Origin of the sequence: Cellulomonas septica, assembly GCF_012396155.1 — a bacterium.
GTDB classification, from domain to species: domain Bacteria; phylum Actinomycetota; class Actinomycetes; order Actinomycetales; family Cellulomonadaceae; genus Cellulomonas; species Cellulomonas septica.
In genome coordinates this window covers 1-7,537 of record NZ_JAAXOY010000114.1, presented here as the reverse complement: position 1 = coordinate 7,537, position 7,537 = coordinate 1, and the positions used below count along the sequence as shown (strand labels likewise).

Sequence of the window (7,537 nt, the reverse complement as noted above, 5' to 3'; positions counted from 1 at the left end):
CGTCGAGCGGTGCGAGCGCCTGCGCGGGCAGCACGAGGACCGCGCCGCGGTCGGCGCGGACCACGCGTACGGCCCCCGCGGGGATCGTGTCCGGTTCGGTCGTCATCGGGCCGACGGTAGGCGCGCCCGCGACGGGCGGGCCACGGATTTGGCGGCCCGTGACCCGCCCGGTCAGACCACGCCGTCAGACCACGCCGTCAGACCACGCCGAGGGCGAGCATCGCGTCGGCGACCTTGGTGAAACCCGCGATGTTGGCGCCGACGACGTAGTTCCCGGGGGCGTCGTACGCGTCGGCGGTGGTGAGGCAGCGGTCGTGGATCGCGTGCATGATCCCGGCGAGCCGCTGCTCGGTGTACTCGAAGGACCACGCGTCGCGGCTGGCGTTCTGCTGCATCTCGAGCGCGGACGTCGCGACGCCGCCCGCGTTGGCCGCCTTGCCCGGGGCGAAGAGCACGCCGGCCTCGGTCAGCAGCGCGACGGCGGCGGGCGTCGTCGGCATGTTGGCCCCCTCCGACACCGCGAGGACGCCGGAGCGCACGAGCGCGGCGGCGTCGTCCTCGTCGAGCTCGTTCTGCGTCGCGCACGGCAGCGCGACCTCGGCGCCGACCTCCCAGACGCGGCGGCCGGGCACGAACGTCGCGCCGCGGCGCTCGGCGTACACAGACACGGGCAGGCGCTCGGCCTCGCGGACCTGCTGGAGCAGCGGGAGGTCGATGCCGCGCTCGTCGAGCACGTAGCCGGTCGAGTCGGAGCAGCCCACGACGTGCCCGCCGAGCTGCTGCGCCTTCTGGATCGCGTACTGGGCGACGTTCCCGGCGCCGGACACGACGACGCGGCGGCCGTCGAACGACTGGCCGCGGGTGCTGAGCATGCGCTCGGCGAACAGGACCGTGCCGTAGCCGGTCGCCTCGGTGCGGACGAGCGAGCCGCCCCACGACAGGCCCTTGCCGGTCAGGACGCCGGCCTCCCAGCGGTTGGTGATCCGCTTGTACTGCCCGAACAGGTAGCCGATCTCCCGCCCGCCGACGCCGATGTCGCCCGCGGGCACGTCGGTGTGCTCGCCGAGGTGGCGGTACAGCTCGGTCATGAAGGACTGGCAGAACCGCATGACCTCGCCCTGGCTGCGGCCGCGCGGGTCGAAGTCCGAGCCGCCCTTGCCGCCGCCGATCGGCATGCCGGTGAGCGAGTTCTTGAAGACCTGCTCGAAGCCCAGGAACTTCACGATGCCGAGGTAGACCGACGGGTGGAACCGCAGGCCGCCCTTGAACGGGCCGAGCGCCGAGTTGTACTCGACGCGGAAGCCGCGGTTGATCTGCACGCGCCCGGAGTCGTCGACCCACGGCACGCGGAAGATGATCTGCCGCTCGGGCTCGCACAGGCGCTCGAGGACGGCGGCGTCGACGTACTGCGGGTTCTTGCGCAGGACCGGCTCGAGGCTCTCGAACACCTCGCGGACGGCCTGGTGGAACTCGCGCTCCCCGGGGTTGCGTCGCAGGACCTGGTCGAGGATGTCGGCGAGCTGCTCCTTCATCGGCCCATGGTCACACGGCGGCTCCGGTGCGTGGGGCAACCGTCTCACGGGGATCTCCGGCGCGGGCGTCGAGGCGCACCAGCAGGTCGGCGAGGGCCGCCGAGATCGGCAGCCCGGTCGCGAGCTCGACGAACAGCCACTGCCCCGCCGGGTTGACCTCGAGGAACACGTGCTCGCCGTCGGGTGCGACGCGGAAGTCGGCCGCGCCGTACCGCAGGCCCAGCGTCGCGACGAGGTCGACCAGCCGGCGCTCGACGTCGTCGGGCAGCCGGTGCGTGCTGATCGGCGCGTTCATCGTGTCGATCCGGAAGTCGAACTCGTACGCCGACCGGTCGGCGCGGATCTCCGCCGCGAAGACCTGGCCGTCGACGACGGTCGCCCGCACGTCCCGCCCGCCCGGCACGAGCTCCTGGAAGATCACCGGCGCGAACCGCACGGCGTCGATCATCTCGACGTCCTCGGCGCGCACCGGCCGGGTCTCGCGCCACGTGCGCGGCGTCGCGGAGAACGACTTGTAGACGACGCCGGACGGCTCCGAGCCGACGAAGTCGCGCGCCTGGGCCGGGTCGTTCGTCATGCACGTGCGCGGCACGCGCAGGCCCAGCCGGGCGGCGAGCTGGAGCTGCCGCATCTTGCGCGACGCCACCTCGTCCCGGTCGGGGTCGTTGACCCACTCCGCGTCCATGCACGCCCACAGACCCGCGACCATCGCGGCGCACTCGCCGTGCGCGAAGCCGCGGTCGTGCGGGCGGGTCACCTCGTCGTGCAGGACGAACGGCTGCGGGCGACGCCACCAGACGGCGCCGACGTCCGCGAGGTCGAGCGTGCCGTCGGCGTCCGCCCACGTGCCCGTCCACGTCCCGTCGGGACGCTGCCGGGTCGTGAGCGCGGCCGACGTGGGCACCCGCGACGTGTCGAGCAGCCGGTGCCCGGCACCCCGTGCATCGAGGTGCCGGGCCACGGTCTGCGTGTGCAGGTCGCCCGCGTGGGAGACGATGCCGATCACGTCGGCCTCCGTCAGCCGTCCGCCCCGCCCGCCAGGGTCGCGTAGAGCGCCTGGAGCGAGGCGAGGACCTGCGTCTGCGTCGCGATCAGTGCCTCGAGCTCGGCGAGCACCGCACCGAGGACGGTGTCGCCGCCCTCGTCCTGACCGAGCGAGATGTACGGCCCGGCCTGCACGAACGGCCGCTGGCCGCCGACGAGGCCACCCGTCAGCCCCGGGTTCACGACGGTCCCGCCGGGGTTGAGGATGCCGACGTCCGCCGCGAACAGCGTGCCCGGCTGGTCCGCCGCGCCCGAGTCGATCGCGACCGGTGTGCCCGCGTCGAGCGCGATGTGCGTGTCGCGGTTGAGCGACGTGAGGTTGTCCCGCTGGACGGGCGTCGCGAGGTCCTGCGCGAGCGGCGTGCCGAGGTGGTCCTGGAGCGTCGCGGTGCCGACGTCCGTGGCGTGCGTCGTCCCGAGGTCCTGGGACAGCGGGGTGCCGAGCAGGTCCTGGATCTTCGGCGTGGCCGTGTCGGCGGCGAGCGGTGTGGCCGTGTCGACGGCGATCGGCGTGGCCAGGTCCTGCGCGACGGGCGTCGCGACGACGTCCTGCGCGAAGCCCGTGTCCGTCCCGGCGACGGTGTCGGCGGACAGCAGCGTGCCGGTGACGTCGGCCGCGAGCGGGGTCGACAGGTCGAGGCCGAGGCCCGTGCTCGAGCTCGGCGTGAGCCCTTGCAGCGTGGGCGAGGCCGCGACGATCGCCGCGATCGCGACGCCCGAGTTGCTGCCGCCGGTCGCCGTGCACCCGCCGTTGGTGTGCACGCCGACGACGCGTCCCGACGGCGAGTGCAGGATGCCGGACCCGGAGTTGCCGCCGAGGGTGTCGATGTCGGCGTACCGGATGGTGTTCGCGGTGACCTGCGTGGCCGGTCCCGCCTCGATGCGCTTCGGTGCGCCGACGGGGTGGCCGATGATCGCGAGCATGTCGCCGACCGCGGGGTTCGCGGTGCCGAACTCCGACCAGCCGTAGGTGTTGCCGGGGTTGCCGGCGACGCGGAACAGCGCCATGTCGAGCCCGCCGAGCCGGTACTCGACGAGCTGCGTGATCGCGAACGACTGCTCGGCCTGGAGCGTGCCGCCCGCGTCGACCTGGTAGTTGAGGTTGACGTGCATGGCGGTCGCGGCCTGCTGCGGCGACAGCGGCGTGCTCGTGCCGTTCTGCCGCGGGATCGTCCAGCCGTTCGGGTCCGGGTCGAACAGGTGGCCGCACGTGAGGACGAGGTCCGGGCCGATGAGCGTGCCGGACCCCCACCGCACGCCGTTCACGTTGCCCGGGTTGGTGAACGTCGTCGCGAGGTCGCTGTTCCACTGCACCTGCACGACGGGCCGCTCGTGGGCGTTGACGAACGCGACGGTCACGCCGAGCGTGCCGTCGTACTGCTCGACCTCCTGCGAGTCGTCCGTCGCGCCGCAGATGGACCGCAGCACGTCGGCGTACGGCACGCGCTCCCCGGCGCCGCGGGTCTCCTGCCCCGGCAGGTCCTCGAGGTGCGGCGGGTACAACCCGTCGCCGCCGAGGTCGGCCGGCTGCTTCTTCTTCGCTGGCATGGCCGTGCTCCTTCAGGTCGGCGACAGTCCCCCTGCCGCGCCACTGAGGAAGGAGCGCGTCGCCGGCGCCCGGATACCGGGAGGACCGTCCGCGGAGGCGTCGCGCTCGAAACGATTCGGGAGCGGGCCGTCCGGTTTCATGGACCCGCGCACACCCTGCGCGCGGACGGCACGCCTCCCGGTGCAGCGGCGTGCCGTCCGCACCTGCTCCCGGGCCGCCGACGACCGACGCGGCGCGGCCCCGACCGGCCACCACCCGGTACCCACCCCCGCACGCACGACGACACCCGCGCCGCACGAGGCGGACGCGGGCGTCGGGTGCTGCGGGCCGGACCGGCCGTCGCGGCGGGTCAGCCGAAGTACTGCGGGAGCGTCGCCGACCACGCGGCGCGGGCCTCGGCGAGCGGCAGCGTGAACAGGCCGCGCACCTCGACCGCCGGGGCGTGCTCGTGGTCCGCGTCGTCGACGGGCGTGCCCGCACCCGGGGTGCAGGTCTCCGCGGTCTCGCCGAGCCGGAGCGCCGGGACGCCCCGCGCGGTGCACAGGTCGAGCAGGCGCACCTCCTCCGAGCGCGGGACCGCGACGAGCACGCGCCCCTGCGACTCGGCGAACAGCGCCTCGAACGGCGTCACGCCGTCCCGTGCGCACAGCGCGTCCAGGTCGACCTGCACGCCCGTGCCGTAGCGCAGGCTCGACTCGACGAGCGCGATCGCGAGGCCACCCTCCGACAGGTCGTGCGCGGAGTCGACCAGGTCGTCGCGGGCCGCGGCGACGAGCACCTGCGCGAGCCGGCGCTCGGCGGCGAGGTCGACGCGCGGCGGCGTGCCACCCAGGTGCTGGTGCACGACGTCGGCCCACGCCGACCCGTCGAGCTCCGCGCGCGTCTCGCCGAGCAGGTAGACGGCCTGGCCCGGCGTCGTCCAGCCCGACGGGACCGCGTCGGCGACGTCGTCCAGCACACCGAGCACGCCGACGACGGGCGTCGGGTGGATGGCCGAGTCGATCTTCCCGGGCTCGCCCGTGCCGTTGTAGAGCGAGACGTTGCCGCCCGTCACCGGGACCTCGAGCTCCTGGCACGCGTCGGCGAGGCCGCGGATCGCCTCCACGAGCTGCCACATCGAGTCCGGGTGCTCGGGGCTGCCGAAGTTGAGGCAGTCGGTCACCGCGAGCGGGCGGGCGCCCGTCGTCGCGACGTTGCGGTAGGCCTCCGCGAGCGCGAGCTGCGCACCCGCGTACGGGTCGAGCTTGCCGTACCGGCCGTTGGCGTCGGTCGCGAGCGCCACGCCCAGGCCCGTCGTCTCGTCGACGCGGATCACGCCCGAGTCGTCGGGCTGCGCGAGCGCGGTGTTGCCCTGCACGAAGCGGTCGTACTGGTTCGTCACCCACGACTTGTCCGCGAGGTTCGGGCTCGCGAGCAGGCGCAGCACCGTCTGGCGCAGGTCGGCGGCGGTCGACGGGCGCGCGAAGCGGGCCTCGTCGGCGACCGAGTCGGCGTTGAGCGCGTCCTGCCACGCCGGGCGCGCGAACGGGCGGTCGTACACCGGGCCCTCGTGCGCGACCGTCTTGGGGTCGACGTCGACGATGCGCTGCCCGTGGTGGTCGATCGTGAGGCGGCCCGTGCCGGTGACCTCGCCGATCACGGCGGTCTCGACGTCCCACTTGCCGGTGATCGCGAGGAACGCGTCGAGCTTGTCCGGCGCGACGACGGCCATCATGCGCTCCTGCGACTCCGACATGAGGATCTCGCCGGCCGTGAGCGTCGGGTCGCGCAGCAGGACCTTCTCGAGGTCGACGTGCATGCCGCCGTCACCGTTCGACGCGAGCTCGCTCGTCGCGCACGAGATGCCGGCCGCGCCCAGGTCCTGGATGCCCTCGACGACCTGCGCCGCGTAGAGCTCGAGGCAGCACTCGATGAGCACCTTCTCCATGAACGGGTCGCCGACCTGCACGGACGGGCGCTTGCTCGGCTTGGTGTCGTCGAACGTCTCCGAGGCGAGGATCGACGCGCCGCCGATGCCGTCGCCGCCCGTGCGGGCCCCGAACAGCACGACCTTGTTGCCCGCGCCCGACGCGTTGGCGAGGTGGATGTCCTCGTGCCGCAGCACGCCGAGGCACAGCGCGTTGACGAGCGGGTTGCCCTGGTAGGAGGCGTCGAAGACGAGCTCGCCGCCGATGTTGGGCAGTCCCAGGCTGTTGCCGTAGCCGCCGACTCCCGCGACCACGCCGTGCACGACGCGCGCGGTGTCCGGGTGGTCGACCGCGCCGAACCGCAGCTGGTCCATGACCGCGACCGGGCGCGCACCCATCGAGATGATGTCGCGCACGATGCCGCCGACGCCCGTCGCCGCACCCTGGTAGGGCTCGACGTAGGACGGGTGGTTGTGCGACTCGACCTTGAACGTGACCGCCCAGCCGTCGCCGATGTCGACGACGCCCGCGTTCTCGCCGATGCCGACGAGCAGGTGCTCCTTCATCGCCGGCGTCGTCTTGTCGCCGAACTGTCGCAGGTGCGTCTTGGAGGACTTGTAGGAGCAGTGCTCCGACCACATCACGGAGTACATCGCGAGCTCGGCGGCCGTGGGGCGGCGGCCGAGGATGTCGCGGATCCGCTGGTACTCGTCCGGCTTGAGCCCGAGCTCGGCGAACGGCTGCTCCTGGTCGGGCGTCGCGGCGGCGTGCTCGACGGTGTCGGTCGTGGGCGCGGTGCGGGGGGATGCGGTGGTCATCGATTCCCTCGGTGGGGGCGCGGACGGCGGCGGGACGCCGGACCGCGGCGGGGTCGGCAGACGGGGACCAGGGTACCCGCGGCCGGACGGCGGACCGGTGGGCGTCCAGCGGCGACGACGGCGGGACGGTCCCGGCGCGCCGCACGCCCCTGACGTGCAGGTTCTCACCGGACTCTCATCGCCCGGTTCGTCCGTGATGTCCGGATCCCGCCTAGGGTCGTGCCCGCACGCCGTCCGAACCGATCCGCCCGAGGTCCGATGCTCCGCCGCGCCGCCGCCGTCGTCCCGCTGTCCTGCCTGCTGCTCGCGGGCAGCGCGGCCGCCGCGTTCGCGGGCGGCTCGGACGACCCGACGCCCTACACCGTGACGGCCGACGGGCTCACGCTGCCCGGCGGCCGCACGTTCGTGGAGCACGACCACGTCAACGTCCGCTACGTCGTCGACGGCCAGACGCTCACCGCGCAGCTCCACGTCCAGGCCGCGACCGCGCAGGGGGCGTTCGCGGGCCGGACGGGGTTCGCGTGGACCGAGCTGGGCCTGCCCGGCACGTACTGCGTCACGTGGGTCGAGGTCAGCGGGTACAACGAGCACTTCGGCGAGGGCGGTCAGCGGCCGGCGTGCACCGACGCCCCGACCACCGCCGAGCCGGTCGAGCCCATCCCCGCCGTGCCGGCCGGTCCGCCCCAG

General features: G+C 73.8%; 4 protein-coding genes and 1 pseudogene. 1 reads left to right on the top strand and 4 read right to left on the bottom strand.

Translation table 11 applies throughout. The features are described from left to right. Positions 1 to 197 precede the first annotated feature (197 nt). The 4 genes from gdhA to purL form a co-directional block, all read right to left on the bottom strand. Positions 198 to 1,532, bottom strand: a complete 1,335-nt coding sequence (gdhA, locus tag HGA02_RS06505; protein WP_168678343.1) for an NADP-specific glutamate dehydrogenase — start codon at positions 1,530 to 1,532, stop codon at positions 198 to 200. Positions 1,533 to 1,542: 10 nt separating this feature from the next. Continuing rightward, positions 1,543 to 2,538: an MvdC/MvdD family ATP grasp protein gene (locus tag HGA02_RS06500; RefSeq protein WP_168678342.1), complete on the bottom strand. Its 996-nt coding sequence runs from the start codon at positions 2,536 to 2,538 to the stop codon at positions 1,543 to 1,545. Positions 2,539 to 2,549: 11 nt separating this feature from the next. After that, the gene (locus tag HGA02_RS06495; RefSeq protein ID WP_168678341.1) at positions 2,550 to 4,124 is read right to left on the bottom strand and encodes a trypsin-like serine peptidase; all 1,575 of its coding nucleotides are present in this window, start codon (positions 4,122 to 4,124) and stop codon (positions 2,550 to 2,552) included. Between the two features lie 350 nt (positions 4,125 to 4,474). Then, on the bottom strand, positions 4,475 to 6,850 hold the full coding sequence (gene purL / locus HGA02_RS06490) for a phosphoribosylformylglycinamidine synthase subunit PurL (RefSeq protein WP_168678340.1): 2,376 nt from the start codon (positions 6,848 to 6,850) through the stop codon (positions 4,475 to 4,477). Positions 6,851 to 7,108: 258 nt separating this feature from the next. Between purL and HGA02_RS06485 the strand changes: the two are divergent. Next, positions 7,109 to 7,537, top strand: a pseudogene (locus HGA02_RS06485) (hypothetical protein); the annotation flags it as partial.